General features: G+C 40.3%; 19 protein-coding genes. 5 read left to right on the top strand and 14 right to left on the bottom strand.

From position 1 onward, the window contains the following. Positions 1-255 precede the first annotated feature (255 nt). From KUA46_RS00405 to KUA46_RS00390, 4 genes are all read left to right on the top strand, one after another. Positions 256-738 (top strand): DUF3408 domain-containing protein, encoded by a 483-nt coding sequence (locus KUA46_RS00405; protein ID WP_106811813.1) that lies wholly within the window; start codon positions 256-258, stop codon positions 736-738. Between the two features lie 184 nt (positions 739-922). Beyond that, the gene (locus tag KUA46_RS00400) at positions 923-1,336 is read left to right on the top strand and encodes a plasmid mobilization protein (protein ID WP_218487957.1); all 414 of its coding nucleotides are present in this window, start codon (positions 923-925) and stop codon (positions 1,334-1,336) included. Further along, a complete protein-coding gene (locus tag KUA46_RS00395) occupies positions 1,333-2,283 on the top strand; it encodes a relaxase/mobilization nuclease domain-containing protein (protein ID WP_218487958.1) in 951 nt (316 codons plus the stop codon). The genes KUA46_RS00400 and KUA46_RS00395 overlap by 4 nt, the downstream gene beginning before the upstream one ends. A 35-nt stretch (positions 2,284-2,318) precedes the next feature. Continuing rightward, entirely contained in the window at positions 2,319-3,068 is a 750-nt protein-coding gene (locus KUA46_RS00390; protein WP_218487959.1) for a hypothetical protein, read from the top strand. A gap of 73 nt (positions 3,069-3,141) precedes the next feature. On the opposite strand, the gene KUA46_RS00385 is transcribed toward KUA46_RS00390, so the two are convergent. The 5 genes from KUA46_RS00385 to KUA46_RS00365 all read right to left on the bottom strand — a co-directional run bounded on the left by KUA46_RS00385 (position 3,142) and on the right by KUA46_RS00365 (position 7,979). Beyond that, a complete protein-coding gene (locus tag KUA46_RS00385) occupies positions 3,142-3,762 on the bottom strand; it encodes a radical SAM protein (protein WP_094881917.1) in 621 nt (206 codons plus the stop codon). A gap of 1 nt (position 3,763) precedes the next feature. Then, positions 3,764-4,768 carry an energy transducer TonB gene (locus KUA46_RS00380; protein ID WP_218487960.1) on the bottom strand — a complete coding sequence of 335 codons (1,005 nt, stop codon included), beginning with the start codon at positions 4,766-4,768 and terminating at the stop codon, positions 3,764-3,766. Between the two features lie 19 nt (positions 4,769-4,787). Next, entirely contained in the window at positions 4,788-5,630 is an 843-nt protein-coding gene (locus KUA46_RS00375) for an energy transducer TonB (RefSeq protein ID WP_218487961.1), read from the bottom strand. Between the two features lie 180 nt (positions 5,631-5,810). Further along, entirely contained in the window at positions 5,811-6,221 is a 411-nt protein-coding gene (locus tag KUA46_RS00370) for a hypothetical protein (protein ID WP_217318748.1), read from the bottom strand. 372 nt (positions 6,222-6,593) lie between these two features. Continuing rightward, on the bottom strand, positions 6,594-7,979 hold the full coding sequence (locus tag KUA46_RS00365) for a transposase (protein ID WP_094420941.1): 1,386 nt from the start codon (positions 7,977-7,979) through the stop codon (positions 6,594-6,596). 392 nt (positions 7,980-8,371) lie between these two features. On the opposite strand from KUA46_RS00365, the gene KUA46_RS00360 reads away from it, so the two are divergent. Beyond that, complete coding sequence (locus KUA46_RS00360) at positions 8,372-8,647, top strand: hypothetical protein (protein WP_256624992.1); 276 nt, start codon at positions 8,372-8,374, stop codon at positions 8,645-8,647. Positions 8,648-8,716: 69 nt separating this feature from the next. Here the strand turns inward: KUA46_RS00360 and KUA46_RS00355 are convergent, their stop codons facing one another. The 9 genes from KUA46_RS00355 to KUA46_RS00315 all read right to left on the bottom strand — a co-directional run bounded on the left by KUA46_RS00355 (position 8,717) and on the right by KUA46_RS00315 (position 14,943). Next, complete coding sequence (locus KUA46_RS00355) at positions 8,717-9,313, bottom strand: hypothetical protein (protein WP_218486657.1); 597 nt, start codon at positions 9,311-9,313, stop codon at positions 8,717-8,719. A gap of 10 nt (positions 9,314-9,323) precedes the next feature. Next, positions 9,324-9,797 carry an ankyrin repeat domain-containing protein gene (locus tag KUA46_RS00350; protein WP_218486658.1) on the bottom strand — a complete coding sequence of 158 codons (474 nt, stop codon included), beginning with the start codon at positions 9,795-9,797 and terminating at the stop codon, positions 9,324-9,326. Between the two features lie 53 nt (positions 9,798-9,850). Then, positions 9,851-10,246 carry a DUF2750 domain-containing protein gene (locus tag KUA46_RS00345; protein WP_218486659.1) on the bottom strand — a complete coding sequence of 132 codons (396 nt, stop codon included), beginning with the start codon at positions 10,244-10,246 and terminating at the stop codon, positions 9,851-9,853. A gap of 39 nt (positions 10,247-10,285) precedes the next feature. Continuing rightward, a complete protein-coding gene (locus tag KUA46_RS00340; protein WP_218486660.1) occupies positions 10,286-10,798 on the bottom strand; it encodes a YcxB family protein in 513 nt (170 codons plus the stop codon). 337 nt (positions 10,799-11,135) lie between these two features. Further along, positions 11,136-11,987: a hypothetical protein gene (locus tag KUA46_RS00335; RefSeq protein WP_218486661.1), complete on the bottom strand. Its 852-nt coding sequence runs from the start codon at positions 11,985-11,987 to the stop codon at positions 11,136-11,138. Positions 11,988-12,030: 43 nt separating this feature from the next. Then, positions 12,031-12,471 (bottom strand): hypothetical protein, encoded by a 441-nt coding sequence (locus tag KUA46_RS00330; RefSeq protein WP_218486662.1) that lies wholly within the window; start codon positions 12,469-12,471, stop codon positions 12,031-12,033. Positions 12,472-12,484: 13 nt separating this feature from the next. Continuing rightward, on the bottom strand, positions 12,485-13,255 hold the full coding sequence (locus KUA46_RS00325; protein WP_218486663.1) for a hypothetical protein: 771 nt from the start codon (positions 13,253-13,255) through the stop codon (positions 12,485-12,487). After that, positions 13,233-13,442, bottom strand: coding sequence for a helix-turn-helix domain-containing protein (locus KUA46_RS00320; RefSeq protein ID WP_117662222.1), 210 nt, complete (start codon positions 13,440-13,442; stop codon positions 13,233-13,235). Before KUA46_RS00320 ends, KUA46_RS00325 begins: the two co-directional genes overlap by 23 nt. Before the next feature lie 328 nt (positions 13,443-13,770). Further along, complete coding sequence (locus tag KUA46_RS00315) at positions 13,771-14,943, bottom strand: phage integrase SAM-like domain-containing protein (protein ID WP_218486664.1); 1,173 nt, start codon at positions 14,941-14,943, stop codon at positions 13,771-13,773. Positions 14,944-15,591 lie beyond the last annotated feature (648 nt).

Here is a 15,591-nt window from a genome sequence, read left to right as displayed (position 1 = left end):
GGTTTGCCGACTTCAACGCCAAAAACAACAGGAAAAACTTGCACGACTGCAACGAATACATGAACAATGATGAGTTGAGAAATACGTTGAAGTTCTCACAACTATCTCGGTATGCAAATAAGCAAGCCACAACTAAATTGCCACGTTACACCCAATCAGTTGCATAGCTGCACTCAGTACACTTACTTTGCACCCGACAATCGGTCAATGGTGCAAACCGTGACCACTATACTAACAAATAAAACAGCATAAGCTATGGCAAGAACAAAAGATGTAGTCTTGGCTCCTGAGCAAAAGGAGCTGATGGAAAAAGAGTATTTGGATTTTGTTAAACCATCTACGTATGGCAACAAAGCCAATCCAAGTAGTTGTAATTCTCTCTATGATGATGTAGAGAACCCAGAGTTGAGAGCAATTGTAGAGAAAGTTGCTGCAACAACTCCCTATAGAGAGGAAACATCAACGAACGAGGCTCAATCGCCACCGAATCCGCAGAAGCGCATCAGTGGCAAGCAGCGCAAGGCGACACTGGAGGAGTATCAGCAGACCTTCCTCCAAGTTCCAAGGATTGACGACCGCAAGCCAGTCTTCGTCAGTTCCGATGTACGAGACCGTCTTGATCGTGTCGTCCGCATCCTCGGAGGAAGGCGCATGAGCGTATCGGGCATCATCGAGAACATCGTGCGCCACCACCTAAGCCTTTATGAAGAGGACTTCGAGGCTTGGCGCAAATTGTGAGGATTAAGGTCTGCGACCTTGGACGTGGATAGCTGAAAGGCAGTAGTTCCAACTAACGTGTTATGAGAGGGAGCGAGGTTATGTTTTGGGAACCCCAAAACGCCTCGCTCCACCATGAGGGCGGAGGAACTTTGCTCCCGACGGTCGCAGAAAGTGAGTGTAACAACTGTAAACAGTATATCGAATGACAAGCATACATGAACAAGACAAGAGAAAGGGCGGAAGACCGCCTACGGGCAGGGTTCGCAAGCTGTCGAAGTCTGTCACGGTGAAGTTCTCGAAGCCAAGTTACGAGGCTTTGAGACTGAGGGCGAGAAAAGCCAACCGCAAATTGGCGGAGTACATTCGTGAGTCCGCCTTGAACGGCGAGGTGGTCAGCGGACACAATGCAGAGACGGTAGCCATCGCCAAGAATCTCATTGGTATGGCGAACAACCTCAACCAACTTACCAAGCTGTCGCATCAGAAAGGTTTCCATGAAACCCATGTATATGTGGTGGACTTGTTGAGAAGATTGAAAGAAATCCTTGGCGAGTTTCGCCAAGCAAGTTATAAACCGAAGCCAAGCAGTATGGGCAGAAAGGAGGATACACCATGATAGGCAAGCTAAAGAAGGGCAGCTCATTTGGTGGTTGCATCCGCTATGTTACAGGCAAGGACGAGGCGAAAATCATCGCCTCGGATGGTGTGTTACTCGGCACGAATGCCGAGATAACGCAAAGTTTCGAGCTACAGAGGCAGCTAAATCCAAGGATTAAGAAGCCTGTGGGACACATTGCATTGAGCTTCAAACCCGAGGACAAGCCACGCTTGACGGATGAGTTTATGACTAAGATTGTCCTTGAATACATGCAGATGATGGGCATCACCGATACCCAATTCATCATCGTAAGGCATCACAACACGGACAATCCACATTGTCATATCGTATATAACCGCATCAATAATGAGGGCAAACTCATATCAGACAGGAATAATTACAGGCGTAATGAGCAGGTGACCAAGGCTCTAAAATCCAAGTATGGACTGACCTACGGAACGGACAAGAGCAATACTAATACTCGCAAGTTACGCAATGCTGAGCGTGCCAAATACGAGATTCACAATGCTGTCAAGGATGCCTTGAAAGGCGCTGATAGTTGGCAAAAGTTCAAGAGTGGGCTTGAAAAACGAGGTGTTCACCTGGAGCTTGTCTATAAGGACAAGGAGCGGAGCAAGGTACAAGGCATCCGTTTCAGCAAGGATGGATATAGCTTCAAAGGTACGCAGATTAGCCGAGGCTATAGCTTTGACAAGCTGAATGCGAGATTTGAGGGAACGGAGAACCTTTTATCAGCAAGAGCCAGCTCTGCTCAGCAATATGAGCAGTGCTGTAGCAAGAATGAGCAGGTGCCATGCATATCGGAGAGCAGCCAGGACCCTTGGGACGGTATTTCTTCCATTGGACTTTTTGCTTCAGCCAATGCTCAGACCTTTGAGCCATTCCCAGAGGATGAATCAGTCAAGAAGAAAAAGAAGAAACGCAGAAGAGGCTTTAGCCTTTGATGCAAGTTACAAACCATTTAAACAACATAAGAAAGATGAAAGAAGAAATGTTGGAAGCCATCTACGGCACAGTTGAGAGATTGGAGCAGAAAGTCGATGAACTTTCTGCCTCCACAAAGAACGCTGGAGCGGAAACCGTTCCTGCAAGTAATGACACAACCAAGTTAGAGAAATCAATCATTGCCATGTTTGGCAAAGAAGAGGAAGCCATTGGTAAAATATCCAAATTAAGAGATGCCATAGGCATTTTTGCCGACCTAATCAAAGCGGAACTTGGTAAAAATGAACAGCGAAGCAAGTTCTTGGTTGATGTTATCAAGCAGATGAGACAAGAGAACAATGTTTCCTCGAAGGCATTGCAAGACAAACTTGAAGTGATGAACAATTCACCTCAGAAGAAACTTGTCACCCATCGCTTCGAGCCTACATCAAAGTATGTTCTTCTTTTCATTGGCGGCTTGGCTCTATCTCTCGTTCTCTCCATTTGGGGCAACCTCACCCAATGGCGAGAGCACCAAGATTGGGAGGAGGCAGACTTGAAGTATAGAGCTTTGAAGATGGTTCTGTCTGCTGATGACCCAAACATCTTATATATAGAGAAGCACTTCTCTGTAAACAGAGACGAAAATGTCATAGACTATGTCAAAAATCGTGTTGCAGCTTACGAAGATTCTGTTCTCAAATACAATGAAATGGTACGGATGGCTGCATACAAAGACAGTGTAGCTAATGAACTTCGCAGAGAGTCTAATAGCATAAAACGTACTATTAAAAATTACCAATAATTTTTATCCAATACCCCAATGAGATGGAATTTACATTCAAATCCATTTCATTGGGACATATAATTAAAACTGTTTATTTGTTTCTAATAACATATTCAAATTCATCAAAATTCTCATATCCTAATTCTATTAAGACTTGGCGACTGTGTTTCCTGTCATCTTCGGTGTTGAACTTGGGGATTATGGGGAGACGAAGGATGATCTTGTCTTTATGTTTGGCATGAGTGTTGAGCCAGACAAGGTTGTCGATAACTTGCCGGTTGGGCTTACCTGTGTAGGCTTGATAGATGGCAGGATTCATGTCCTTGATGTCGATGATAAAGGAGTCAATGTATGGGGTGACTTTCTCCAAGTGATGGCGAGGTACGTTTAGACTCGTCTCCATCGTAAAGTGCCATCCCTCTGGGCATAGTTCACAAAACTCCTTTATGAATGAACTCCACAGAAGCGGTTCACCTCCACCAAAACAGATGCCGCCTCCTGTAGCTAAGAAGTAGAGGTTGTCCATCTCCACGTTCGCCATCAGCAGTTCTGTATCCACCTCCTGCCACACGCCGTCAGCATCAAGGCATTGGGGATTGAGACAGTATTTGCAACGAAGCGGACAACCGTGGAATGCCACAAGCGTGGTGACGCCCTCGCCGTCTATCGTGAGGCGGTGGCGGTCGATGCAAATGAGTGGGGCGGTCTTCATGTTATTCTACTTTAAATGTGAAAGGAACGGTGGCATGTGATTTCACCACCTTTCCGTTTTTCTTGGCAGGAGTCCATTTCGGCATGCTTTTCAGTACTCGGATGGCTTCCTCGTCGAGGATAGGGACAAGACTTTTCTCCACCTTGATGTTGCTCAAACTTCCGTCCTTGTTGACGGTGAAACCAAGGATGACTCTGCCTATTGGCGCGCCTTCCCGACATTCTTTTGGATATTGAAGGTTGGTCTTGATGTATTGCGTCAATGCAGTCGAACCGCCTGGGAATGAAGCCTCTTCGAAAGTATCTTCTCTTTTGATAACGGGAGCCGTTCCTCTAATTCTGACTTCGGGAACGATTCCAGCCACGACTTCCCCTAAGGCACTTTCGTTGAATATTAGAGTGATGATATTGAGCTTGTCTCGGCTCATTTCAGATAGTTTGATGCTTCGGTCTATGAAGCCGATGTATTGCACGATTATCGTGTCGCCTTGCTCAACTTCGAGAGTGAAGTTTCCATTGACATCAGTTATTGCATACTTTCCCGAAAGTTTAGCGATGACGGAGGCTCCAATAAGCGGCTCATTGTCCTCGTCGCTAATGAGATGCCCTTGAACGAAGAGCATTCCTTTCTTGCTGAGAGAATCTTTCGCTTGGAGTAGGGCGATGTCGTTGGTGGTGTATTTTTGGAACTGGATAGGGATAACCTTTTCAGACTTAGGCGGTGTTGATTTGTAATATCCCTTCTGCGTGGCGCACGATGTGGCGGATGCGGTGAGGGCGGTGATGCCCAAAGCCACTCCTGCGACCTTGATGGCTTTCCCTGCCATCTGTCGGAGGTGCAGTTCGTGTTCTAAGTCCCTCACGTCTTGCTCGCATTTCGGGCAAGTGCCCTTGCATTCGCCCTTAAAGTGGCATTCTTCGGGTGAATAACTGATTCCGTTGGCATCCGCGATCTGCTTGCGGATGGCCTTGAGCGTGTTGCAAATGTTGCGTCCTCTTGTTGCCATGATTTTTCCTTTTTTATAGTTACTGCACGTGGATGTAGACAGGAAGCGTGTATTTTGATTTCACCGCCTTGCCGTTTTGCTTGGCAGGAATCCACTTTGGCATACTTTTCACCACCCGGACGGCTTCTTTGTCAAGGTCAGAATAGACGCTTTTCTTCACTTTGATGTCATTTAGATTTCCATCCTCATTGACCGTGAAAGTAACGACAATTTTTCCTTGTATGCTGCAATCGCCCTGTATGTTTGGATAGCGAAAATTGTCTGCAATATATTTCATACACGCCGCTATGCCACCAGGGAATGACGCTTCCTCATCAGCATTATCAAATATTTTGCTGCTTTCAATGGAATCTATACCAATGGCAGACCTGGTGACAGCATTCCTGCCTTGATTTTTTGAGGAATTGCCTTTGATATTCTTTTTTATCTCTTTTGTTTCTAAGGATGGATTGTATGAAGCCTCCCCGTCCTTTCTGTTTTCTTCTTCCAGAAGTTTCTCCTTGTTGCCAAGAGAAATGGCTCCTTCTAATTGTCTGTTTCTTGGGTTCGGTTCTTCTTTTTTAACAATGATTGTATCACCTGTAACCATGTCTGAAGCATTTCGCTGTGGTTTTCCATCAGAACAAGCCGTTAAAGCAACAAGTCCTGCTGCAATGCCAACGACCTTGATGGCCTTTCCTGCAATCTGCCTATGTCGCAATTCATACTCCAAATCTCTCACATCTTGCTCGCATTTGGGGCAAGTTCCCTTGCACTCACCAGTGAAGTGACATTCTTCTGGTGAATAGGCAATCCCATTAGCATCTGCTATTTGTTTGCGAATGGCTTTGAGAGTGTTGCAAATGTCTCTTCCTCTTGCCATAGTTTATTTTCTTTTATGATTATGTCTCTTTTTGATAACAACAATTTCCCCTGTGAGTCCTCCACTTTCTGTCAAAGTGATAACATTGAGCTTTTCGAGGTTCATTTCAGAGAGTTTGCGTTTTCTTATCGCAGTTAAAAATGCAATAATATAGCCTATTCCAAAACAATTCTATATACTTCATATAGGCCTCTCTTTCTTTGAATTGGTTCTTTTTGAAATAAAAGAATAAATGGCATACTGGATACAAATTGGCAGGAGATTGACTATCCCCAACCAAACAAACACTATGAGGCTCAAAGATAAGGCTGCCCCATTGGTTACAACTAAGGAAATAATGCCTATCAAAAGCAACGTCACAAGACTATTCAATATTATTTGTCTTTTCAGCAAAAATTCCTTTCTAACAGATTTTGCCCAAAGCCAAGCAAGCAAAGCCATACTCAAGTTAAACAAGGAAATACAAATCGTAAGCATAATGCCCATAAAATGTCCCAAGTACAAGACCACTGCAGGAATAATATAGGCAACAAATGTAGCCACAAATACTGTGAGCAAATATTTCTTTGTATCTTTATCTCTTAGTTTCATATTACGTTTATTATATTTTACTTTGTTTTATACATTACAATGAAATGCTGTTTTATACTCATTTCTTGCTACAAAAATAACATTTTGTAGTGATAATCGGTTATAATCCCTTGAAAATCTACGATATTTTATCGTAATTTAGACAAAATAGAAATATAATCTGTAAAAATGGAACTAAACAATTGATTTTCAAATACGATAAGATACATAGGGGTTGTCGTTTAATTCTAAGAATTCAATATCTATAGACGAGGGTATGCCTTCCGAGGTTGCCATCGTCTGCTTATTTCCGGAGTTTTATCGTAATTTTAGTCGATTCTTGTCTTGTCAGGGCATAGTTATCCCTTGCATGGAGGATAATGCTATATGAGGTTAAGCAGCCTGATGGAGTTCCGCTTTTGCAATTCTTCTTGCCAGTTGTACTGCATTAGCCGTGTGGATGCCGAAGAAGATGATTAGGATTTCTGTCTTCTTGATTCGGCCGCTTATCCGCTTGAGTCCGTAATGTTCCTTCTGCGTTCCAAAGGATCCTTCCATTGCTGTGGCTCGTACACGGGCAAGTTCTTTCTTGACCATGCTGACAGTGGACGTGGTTTCTCGCTTCCTGCCTTTCTGCGAGAATGAAGTCACTATGTTTTGTTCACTGCAGAAAGAACGGTTGGCATTACCAGAATAACTGCAGTCGCCAGCCAGTTTGGTGATCTTCTCTCCAAAGAGTTTCTCTGCAAGCTTTACACAATGCACAAGACGAGTACCCTCATTGAATGCGTTGAACGAAAGCTTCTCGATGAACGACAGGCCATCAACCTGTATGTTGTTACACTTGGCTCCAAACTCGACCTTCTTTACTTCCTTGCCACGGACGATTGGACGTATGTATGGTTTGTTGACGCTTACGATACGATTAGGAATGCTCTCCTTGGCATTGCCACTCTCGTGATGCTTATGCTGCTGACGGTATATCTTCGTTATCGTCTCTATTTCTGCGAGTTGCTTATCGGAGAAGATTCCTGCGCAGGGATTTTCTCTGTCGAGTCTTCTTAACTCTTTGAGAATCTTCCCTAACAGATCCAACTGTCGACGGATCATCCTGCGAGTACGCTTGTTGGTGTGATGGCGTTGCTTCACATAGGCCATGTTGTCGTGGGCAACATCAAGGTACTTCGTTCTCATGCGGTGAATGCCGAGTTCCTTACTTGCCTCACACATCATTGTATATACCTTCTCTACGCATTCCCATAGCAACTTTGTGTCAGTGGGGTAACGCATGCTGCTTTCGTAGCACGTTGCATCGGTATAGATTGTATCAAGATTCCTCATGTATGGTTTCCATGTTTCTGCCAATGACTCCTGCTGAGTCTGGATCTTCAGGCGCTTGGACAGTTCAAGGATAATATCATCTATGAGCTTGTAGTTGGTCAGGGGATTGGCTGAACTTATTCGGATGCCACAGAATATCTGATAGTGTATGTTGGCGTTGAGCTGCTCCATAAGTTTTGGGGCAGACAATCCGGTATACGACTTGAGGAACATGAGTGCCACCTTGCCTTCAGGGCTGAAGTAAGATTTGCGACCGACTTTTCTGCGTGGAACAGAGTCAATCAAACCGAATCTAATGGCCATCTCACGCAACGGAAGGAGGGCATGAAAGCGTCCGAGTTCACTCTTTTTGAACGACTCTTCATAATCTTTGTAAAAATCAAACTCTGTGAACGCAAGACCTGGTGTTATTTCAGAAAATTGTAGTACCTTTGCCATGACGATTATTTTTCGTTTCCCCCAAAACAGGCCGGTCAAAGCAGTTTGGGGGATTTTTTATTATTTTATGCAAAGATACAAAATTCTTATAACACTGACAATTAGATCGTTAGGTTGTTTTTGACTGATTTACGAGCATCCCTACATATATGCGTTCTTGAATATCGCTCTTTTGCCATATTCTTAAAATGTCAAAATCGGAAAATTACTATTGTTTTCCGTGTTAATTTTTGTTTTCTCATGCTTTCATTTTGGGGTTTCTTGATTTTGTTGTTCCTAATTTGTTTCTTTCGTCATTTTGTCATTCCAATTAGTATTGATTATCAGTATATTACGAGCAGTCAGTAAGATTTCAAGACAAAGTCTTGGAAAATGCTCCCACAAAATTAAAGGTGTCTGTAAATGTCAATGATGCTGACTGGCAGAAAATCCAAGAACTGTTCACCAAAGAACGCCAATGGATGGTCTCACAGATGCAGGAGCATATCCGTGAGGTCAATTCCATGTTCGCTGATGAACGGAAAAAAGTCCGTGAACGCTACAAGGAATATGATGGTTGTTATCTCGGGCACTATGCCCAGTGGTTCTTCTGGTTCTTCTTTACCATTGGATTTTTTGTGATTGCAGGATGTATAGGGATGATGATTGCACAATGCTATAATAGGTGATAAAAGTCGAAAGACCTTCGGCTCTTGTCACCTTAGGCTTCGGATTTTTATTTGTTGTATCACTAAGAATTACCATTTTTTACGGACATATACAATACCTGCCTTTATTTGGGCATCAATTGTATTTATGTCAATCCCTAATCGAATCATATACTCTCTAATTATATTATTATTTAGTCTGTCTGTAATTCGTCTTCTTTTGTAATAATCCAAATTTTCAAAAGAGAGCGGCTTTCCCTCTTCATAAAATATCCACCGATCTTCTTTGTATGCTTGAATTAATCGTTCTTCTAAATTGGAATTGGAAAAATAGAATTTGAAAAATGGATTATCTGTTTCAGTTTCATTGGATAATGCACATGTAATAATGTTACATCTCAAATGTTTTTGTATGATTCTGCAAACATTAGACAGTCCATCTTCATAATTTGATATAAAAAACACTTTGTCTGGATATATCTTATTTTGCCAGCAACTAAATTTGGGAAAATGGGAGCCTCCACTTTGTGGATTAACCCACCCATTTGGATTTGGTATTTCCGAATAGATTTCAGCCTTTCCTGTTATCAGTTGTTTTTTGAATATAACTTTCACAGTATCAACAAATAGATTAAAATTGCAAATGTTGAATACAGAAAAAATCAAGTAATTAAAATCTGTTGTCATACCTATGTTTTTATCTTCTTTTTAAAAGTATTTTCGTCATCACTTCGTCACCTATTTCTTTTGCGAAATCTAATGGGGATCGCATGGCTTTATTTTTGCTTAGTGCATCAGCTCCATATTTAATGAGCAACTTGACAAATTGGTAATCGCCATCCGCATAGAAAACAGCATACCATAACGGGTTGTTGCCGGAGGAGTCCAGAATATTTACCTTTCCTCCTTTTGCTAACAATAATTCAGCTATAGTAAGATTGTTGTGCTGCACACAATAGTGTAAGGGAGTTAGGCCTCTATTGTCTTGATGATTGATGTTGATACCTCTGTTCACCAAATCTACAGCAATACTATTTCTATAATAAGCAATGGCTTCTTGCAGAAGATTTTGCCCCAACTCATTGTCGCAGTTTATGGGAGTGCTTGAGATTAACAGATGGTAATGCTCTGTCAAGCCATTACGTATGATTGAAAATATTTCATTAGTCATAGCCGTCTTTCTTATTATACTTGAATATTTCTCATTCGTAATCTATCGTTTTATTAGTAGTCTTCTAAAAATACGCTTAAATCTTCGGCAAACCTATTCAAGCTTACAATTTTACCAAGCGGTTCTTTTTCGGTAGGAAAAACATTGATATAAAGACCCTTTTCGCAAATGAAATCAATCACTGAATTTTCGAAACAATCCAGAGTTATTGTGACACTTCGGCAATTTATTCTTTCATTAACACAAAATGCTTGTGCATATTCTTTTGCAGACCATATAGGGAATAATTTTATCTTTCCATTGGATTGAATCGAAAACGAGTTGTCGTTTCCTACAATAGACCACATAGTTTCCGTATCAGCGATTCTTTTAAGAGTGTACTTATACCGAACTTCTGCTTGGCACTGTATTAAAGCATTCTTTTCTTCAATAGAAATCCTTAATTCCATTTGACCTAATGATTTTGTTTTAAAAAATATAACACACAACTATCTGTTTGTAAATTTATGAATATAAGCATCAAAATCATTAGGGCAATCTGCTTTACAAATTATTGTCCCACTAACCTTTGATGCCATCAAATAGTAATTTGTATCAGTCTCTATTATTTTGTACAATTTATCGAAAGGAATACTTGACTCTATTTCATTGCATGTCACTACATAGTGGGCATCATAGAACTTAACTATATAAATTGCATCTCTTATTGTTTTATTTTGGCGATAAACTTTTCTGGCTTTTTGTATTGGCGATTTGTAAAGAGACCAATTGACAATAATAATGACTAAAAACATCATTATTGAGCTTATAGGAAAGTCTTCCGAAGTAATGTCATTCACTATCGTACCAACTGTGAATAGCAGCAGTATTATATTGCAAATAACAACATTCCTTACATAATGAGACATATGTAAAGTTACATATTTATTGAAACGCACTACTTCTTCTTCCGAGAATGTGCTGTTAATTGTAAAAAGCGGTTGCTCCATATTTCTTTTCATTCAATTTTGCGCTACAAAGATAGTCTTTTATACTGATAATCATGCAGGAACTATTAAGTATCTGTTGTTTTTAGTTGCTATTTAGACAAATTGAAATTAATATCTGTAATTTATGGATATAGAAGTCTTTTTATCTCATCCAATAATCTCAAACAAGATATTTGCATGATGCTTTATATGAGGTGGTTTTACTCTTGTATAGCCTACACTCTATATCAAAATCTTCAAAAGAGACATTTGAGATATTGTTACTTATAAGAATTTTTTTTACTCGTAGAGAATAAACAGTTGCCACGGAATCTTTCAAATAAAATAGCTCCTCACCGTTCTCCAATGATTATGATTCACACAGATCTTTGCATTTCTCCCAATGCGCATCGAATTCCTCTTTGCTAACCAACATATTGGTTTCTATAGAATACAAGTCATATTGCAGGATGATGGACATCGGAGGATTGTGTTTGATGAAATCTTCTGGAAAGCAACTATCTACGTCGACATTAGCTACGCAATAGTTGCCATCTGCAGAAATTGTAATAGCCCTTGATACTCTCACGCAATCAAACTCGCCATAGCAAACCGTGTCGAACACCTTTATCTTGAAATAGAACTTGTATATCAATATTCTGTTGTTGCATGGAAGTTGTTTTCTCAGACGGATGCACAAATGAGCCAAGGACAACAAAAAACTTTTCTTGGCATCCTTTGGAGACATTATCAGCGTGAAGTCCTTGCCAAGCTGACCTACGGAATGCACTTCAACTTCTGTTTCTGGGGCTTCTTTGGAGACAAGTATCTTGACTTCCTTCACCGCCTTGCTCCAAATCTCGACGTAATCAGGAAAAATAAGGTAATAGTAGCTGCTGAAAAAGAACTCCTTCGTCTCAGGCTTGTACTGTATGAAGAAGTTGGCTGAATCAAAAGATTCGGTAAATTGTTCTTCGGGCATGATGTGAGAATCATTGGGCGACTTCTCGCAAACCGTACTAAGCATCTTGACTTGCCTCTTGAACCATATTTTGTATCTTTTGGCATAGAGTACAAAAATAATCGATATAACAGCCAAAATGACAAGTACGACAACACCGATAATATCCGAGCAGATATGAGTGATGACACCTATGCCATATATGATGACAATGCACCATAAAACGACCATTCCAAGTTTAGACATTATTTTTTCTATCATAAAGCTATTCGTTTTTGTGGTTTTTTGAATCCACGATTTTCTGTTATCTATGATACAGGCAGTGCCCTTTTCTGTAATCTTCGGGAGATAATTTTTTTTTGTTTTCAAACGCCATTTTATGGTCTTTCATATACCATTCCCATGCTTCTTGCATTACATAGTCCTTGTCATATAATATCCAAATCAACCTGTCCCATTCGTAGTTCAAGGCTTTGGGAACCATCGTTACTTTACTTCCTTTTTTACCGCTTGGACGATTGGCTTTTACTTGATACCTTATATTTCTATAAACGAAATCCGTCCCTTTGGCAACAGCAGTTTTGTCTCTCATGTAATCAGAGTATTCTTTCTCTGACATACCAACTAACATTGCTGCATCATATTCAGAAATTGAACTCGTAATAGACGGAGCTATACCAAAACTTGCTTGCCATTGCAAAGCAACATCTACAAGTATATTTTTTAGCTTTACTTTTTTATCCATAGTAGTATTAATTTTAGCCTGTGGTATGATAAAAGTCCTTCGGGTCAATGGAGTCAGAATCTTGCTCCATCATCCATGCCGAAACGATTAAGACCATCATTTCGTAGTTCGCCTTTTCTTTCTGCCGTGGAGACAATCGTTTCAATGCTTTCCGAAGCCCTTCTATCTTTTGGGGATATTTCCGCAACATTCGGCTTAATCCTTCAGAAAGGGTCTCGTCATACGTCTCATCGGTATGCGACAAGCAATGCCTTATCACCAATATGTAGTCCTGCTCTTCGGAATGTTCTTGGGCAAAAAAATCACCATCTATGATTCGGCTGAGAAATAGGCTGTCGGTATTCGTTTCTTTCTTGCCTTTCAATTCTATCCTTCTTATGCTTTTGTCACAGAAAAGGACTCCATCAGTAGAAGCGTTTAGTGGATAGATATAACATTTTTCTCGCCCTCTTTTAAACAAGTATTTTATATCATAGAAGATTTCACCAGTCAAAGTTAGCGTATCAGCCTCTAATGAAGCAAAGTAAAATTCTTCGATTTTATTTTTGCCAAGTGCTTTGTTACTTTTGGAGATTTCCAATGTGCCAGTGGTGTCATTATCAAATGTAAGTTTTACAGATATTGTTGTGTCAGAAAGTTTCACATCTCCGACATAACAACATATACCTTTTCCAAAAGTAGCTGATTGACATCCCATACTGCATAGAAACAGTATGGTGATGCTTGTCAAAATGATAGCTTTTCTTCTTCCCATAATCACTTTAAACATTACGTTCTTTTTCATTCGTAATAAGTTCTTTCATATCCACAGACAGTAATTGTGCAATTTCAAGAAGTGTGGTAAGGTTAGGTTGAGAGCGGTTGCATACGTAAGCATTGACCGTACTGAAACTTCTTCCCAACTTCTTTGCAAGCCATGTTTGGCTTATCCCTTTGTCCTCTAAGACTGCTCTTATGCGATTTAACTTCATCTTTTTATCGTTTTTATGTTACAAAAATAACGTTTTATTTTGATAATCCATCCAAATCCCTTGAATATCTGCTGTGTTCTGTCGTAATTTAGACAAAATAGAAATATAATCTGCAAAAATGGAACTAAGCAATTGATTCCCCAACATGGAAAGATACATGTATGCGTTCATGAATATCGCTCTTTTGCCATATTCTTAAAATGACGTTACATGAAAATTACTGTTGGTAACTACTCTTTTACCTTTGCAAAGACTAATCTTAATATTTTGTAAAATCACAGCATAAAATGTTGTTTTTCAGAAATTAGATTTAACTTTGCACTCGAAATCAAAGCGTTCTTTGTATATTGCAAAGTTGTGAAAGAAAAAGAATATAGCTCGTTTCTAAATCGTTAGCAGTCATATTCTTTAAAATACTCAACTCGCTGATATTCAATAAATAAAAGAATTTACTGTGACTCCTCATGTGCCAGGTCAGGTGCTTCGTAATGCCACATCTTTTCGCAACGCGAAGCAGAATGCCACGACAATCAGAATAGCATGGCACAGGAAAGATTCGTCCATCCGCACATAGTCCTCTGTATTTCTCCATGATGGATTTTGGATAATCCAACAATTTGATGGTCGATCTCACACCCGTCTTTTGTCTATCGATCATTATCCATTCACTGTCATCAAAGAATGTCTGTATATGTTCCTCTTTCAGATTTTTCAAATCTGCAAACGACAATCCCGTAAAGCAACAGAACAGATACAGGTCTCTTATCAATTGCATGGTCTTTCTTTTCAACTCAGCATTCATCAGCAGATGAATCTCCTCTTTCGTCAGAAATCCACGAGTTGTCTCTACTTTCGGCACCTTATAGTCATGGAAAGGATCTCTCGTTAACCATCCATTATCTATCGCTCTGAACACCATTGTTCGCAATGGCAGCATATACACTGACAGTGAATTTTCGCACAAATGTTTATCTGTGCGCAGAAAAGCTTCAAAATCCGTAATAAAAGCAGGAGTCAGTTCTTTAAGAGATATATCATTGACATGATAACGACTCTGCAAGAACTCCTGTAGATGACGGTACACGCATCTATATCTTCTAAGGGAACCCCAAGAGCGCATACCCGCTTTATAGAGTTTCTCATAATCCTCATTGTACTGAGCATAAACCTTCAGCAAAGTCTGACAGCGATATTCCAATCCAAGAAAAGCATTCTTCACCTTCTCGGCTGTCACATAATTGTCTCTGTCAAGAATCTCTTGATAATGCTTGTTGATACTCACACGCATCTTGTCCAGCTTGCGGTTCACCTCCAATGCCAGCATACTTTTTCCTGTCATGCGTCCGCCCTTGGTGTCCCACAATTTTGGATTTGCCGTCACCTTACAACTGAACTGTGCCTGTGTTCCGTCCACTGTGATACGTCCCATGACTGGGACTGTACCGTCTTTCTTAACTACCTGTCTTTTGAGGTAGAAGATAATTGAAAATGTACTCTTCATAACTTCATTATTTTTTTGCGTACAAAATTAATATCTGAAGAGTCTTTTCTTGCTACGCATTTCACAGCAGAACACCACAATTTTCGTTTATCAACAAAAAACTTACGTTTTTCATTAGCAACTCACTATATATCAGTACATTCCCTTACTATATATAACCTACATCATTCTTCAAAACTCGAATCGTACCATTCAAAAGTATAGGTTACGAGTTGGTAACGTTCCTCTGTCTCATCTTGTCATATTTCCGTCTTCGTTTGTCGTCATCTCTTTTAATAAAAATGAGGAAAGTAACTGATAATCAGTAAACTTTCCTCATTCTTCTTTCAATCACTTTTTATAACTCGTTTTCGACCGCTAAGTATCATGGTTACGATGCCTAAGTATCATAGTTACGGATAGTATTTAAGTCGCACACGGATCTCACGGATTTATTTTTTTCGTTGCAAGCAACGGGTATTCTCATTTGGTCTTAATGGAAAAACTCCAAAGGAGTCGAAATCGGTGAGTATCGGTGAGCAACAGTGAGCATCAGTGAGTTGGGAAAATGAAATGTTGTATCTTTGCAATGTGATTCAGAAAGAGAAGTCTCACACGGACCTCACAGATCTCACGGATCTTCTTCGTTGCAAGCAACGGTACTCACTA

It is taken from the genome of Segatella copri (assembly GCF_019249765.2).
GTDB classification, from domain to species: Bacteria; Bacteroidota; Bacteroidia; order Bacteroidales; family Bacteroidaceae; genus Prevotella; species Prevotella copri_K.
The sequence above is the reverse complement of the archived record's forward strand: the minus strand, read 5'-3'. Positions and strand labels throughout refer to the sequence as shown.

Bases quoted from the DNA above. Each gene is read 5' to 3' on its own strand.
- KUA46_RS00325 (WP_218486663.1), bottom strand. From the start codon at position 13,255: ATGAAAAAGAACGTAATGTTTAAAGTGATTATGGGAAGAAGAAAAGCT.
- KUA46_RS00335 (WP_218486661.1), bottom strand. From the start codon at position 11,987: ATGATAGAAAAAATAATGTCTAAACTTGGAATGGTCGTTTTATGGTGC.
- KUA46_RS00375 (WP_218487961.1), bottom strand. From the start codon at position 5,630: ATGGCAAGAGGAAGAGACATTTGCAACACTCTCAAAGCCATTCGCAAA.
- KUA46_RS00355 (WP_218486657.1), bottom strand. From the start codon at position 9,313: ATGACAACAGATTTTAATTACTTGATTTTTTCTGTATTCAACATTTGC.
- KUA46_RS00390 (WP_218487959.1), top strand. From the start codon at position 2,319: ATGAAAGAAGAAATGTTGGAAGCCATCTACGGCACAGTTGAGAGATTG.
- KUA46_RS00370 (WP_217318748.1), bottom strand. From the start codon at position 6,221: ATGAAACTAAGAGATAAAGATACAAAGAAATATTTGCTCACAGTATTT.
- KUA46_RS00345 (WP_218486659.1), bottom strand. From the start codon at position 10,246: ATGGAATTAAGGATTTCTATTGAAGAAAAGAATGCTTTAATACAGTGC.
- KUA46_RS00340 (WP_218486660.1), bottom strand. From the start codon at position 10,798: ATGAAAAGAAATATGGAGCAACCGCTTTTTACAATTAACAGCACATTC.
- KUA46_RS00405 (WP_106811813.1), top strand. From the start codon at position 256: ATGGCAAGAACAAAAGATGTAGTCTTGGCTCCTGAGCAAAAGGAGCTG.
- KUA46_RS00350 (WP_218486658.1), bottom strand. From the start codon at position 9,797: ATGACTAATGAAATATTTTCAATCATACGTAATGGCTTGACAGAGCAT.
- KUA46_RS00385 (WP_094881917.1), bottom strand. From the start codon at position 3,762: ATGAAGACCGCCCCACTCATTTGCATCGACCGCCACCGCCTCACGATA.
- KUA46_RS00315 (WP_218486664.1), bottom strand. From the start codon at position 14,943: ATGAAGAGTACATTTTCAATTATCTTCTACCTCAAAAGACAGGTAGTT.
- KUA46_RS00380 (WP_218487960.1), bottom strand. From the start codon at position 4,768: ATGGCAACAAGAGGACGCAACATTTGCAACACGCTCAAGGCCATCCGC.
- KUA46_RS00320 (WP_117662222.1), bottom strand. From the start codon at position 13,442: ATGAAGTTAAATCGCATAAGAGCAGTCTTAGAGGACAAAGGGATAAGC.
- KUA46_RS00400 (WP_218487957.1), top strand. From the start codon at position 923: ATGACAAGCATACATGAACAAGACAAGAGAAAGGGCGGAAGACCGCCT.
- KUA46_RS00365 (WP_094420941.1), bottom strand. From the start codon at position 7,979: ATGGCAAAGGTACTACAATTTTCTGAAATAACACCAGGTCTTGCGTTC.
- KUA46_RS00395 (WP_218487958.1), top strand. From the start codon at position 1,333: ATGATAGGCAAGCTAAAGAAGGGCAGCTCATTTGGTGGTTGCATCCGC.
- KUA46_RS00330 (WP_218486662.1), bottom strand. From the start codon at position 12,471: ATGGATAAAAAAGTAAAGCTAAAAAATATACTTGTAGATGTTGCTTTG.